This window comes from Aurantiacibacter xanthus (assembly GCF_003584015.1).
In the GTDB taxonomy this organism is placed as follows: Bacteria; Pseudomonadota; Alphaproteobacteria; order Sphingomonadales; family Sphingomonadaceae; genus Alteraurantiacibacter; species Alteraurantiacibacter xanthus.
The window spans coordinates 1-1,193 of record NZ_QXFM01000079.1 but is presented as its reverse complement, the minus strand read 5'-3'; the positions used below and the strand labels follow the sequence as shown (position 1 = coordinate 1,193).

The following is a 1,193-nucleotide window of genomic DNA, read 5'->3' as shown; positions in this document are numbered from 1 at the left end:
GAAGGCGGCCTCAACGAAGTCACCAACATGCTGCAGCGCGTTCGCGAGCTGGCCGTGCAGTCGGCTTCGGGCACCTATCAGGCATCTGACCGCACCGCGATGCAGGCCGAAGTGACCGCGCTGACCTCGCAGATCGACGACGTGCTGACGAACACCAAGTTCAACGGCAACGCCCTGTTCTCGAAGACCTCGGGCACCGACGAGACCTTCTCGATCCAGACGGGTGCGAACTCGGGCGAGATCGTCACGCTGACCTCGAAGGGCATCGACGGCACGAAGCTCGACGCTACGGCGCTCGACGTGACCGACACCACCAAGGCTGCCACCACCATGGACAACGTTGATGCGGCTCTTGCTTCGGTGAACGCCACCCGCGCTTCGCTGGGTGCGGGCCAGAACCGTCTCGAAAGCGTGATGAACAACCTCAACGACAACATCACCAACCTGTCGGAAGCGCGCAGCCGCATCGAAGACGCCGACTATTCGGCCGAAACGACCAAGCTCGCCAAGGCCCAGATCCTGAGCCAGGCCTCGACCGCGATGCTGGCGCAGGCCAACCAGAGCCAGCAGAACGTTCTGTCGCTGCTGCGCTAAACCTTTCCACCGCCGTTCCGCAAACGGCGCCCCAACGGGGCCCCGGTATCCACCTGGATGCCGGGGCCCTTTGTGCAGGAGACAGGGATAGGTTCGGGTCCGTTCCATGCCTCCCCTATATAGGGCCGCGCTTTCCCGGCGATGATCGGGGAACTGTGGGGACTGCATAGCGCGGCGGAAATTAACCGTCGGGGTACAGATCAAGCATGGCCGGGCAAACCGGCAAAAACCGGCAAAATCGTGCCGGTCTCCGGCAAGATCCCGCCGCACTTTGCCGGATAAATTCGTTTTTATTCTGAGACTTAAATCTCATTTCAAAAAAATATCGCGCCAATTGAAGCACTTGTCAGTTTTCTCGGGCTGGCCGCTGTGGGCGCCCTTAAATTCGCGTGAAAAATGCCGGTCTGGTTAACAAGCTGCCGTGGAACCAGTTGGGGCGGCGAAAACGACTAAAGATTTTGCGGAGATCAGTCATGAACGTCATCAACACCAATATCGCCGCTATTCGGGCGACCAATGCATCGACTTCGGCCAGCGCCATGCTCGGCACGGCGATGGAACGCCTGTCGACCGGCAAGCGCATCAACAGCGCCAAGGAC

At 60.1% G+C, this 1,193-nt stretch carries 3 protein-coding genes; all 3 read left to right on the top strand.

The genetic code is table 11. The features are described 5' to 3' along the window. A partial coding sequence (locus D2V17_RS08965) for a flagellin (protein WP_119592681.1) occupies nucleotides 1-594 on the top strand: 594 nt, incomplete at its 5' end. 141 nt (nucleotides 595-735) lie between these two features. Continuing rightward, the gene (locus tag D2V17_RS21545) at nucleotides 736-876 is read left to right on the top strand and encodes a hypothetical protein (protein ID WP_220474091.1); all 141 of its coding nucleotides are present in this window, start codon (nucleotides 736-738) and stop codon (nucleotides 874-876) included. A 191-nt stretch (nucleotides 877-1,067) separates the two neighbouring features. Continuing rightward, a partial coding sequence (locus tag D2V17_RS08960; RefSeq protein ID WP_483950392.1) for a flagellin N-terminal helical domain-containing protein occupies nucleotides 1,068-1,193 on the top strand: 126 nt, incomplete at its 3' end.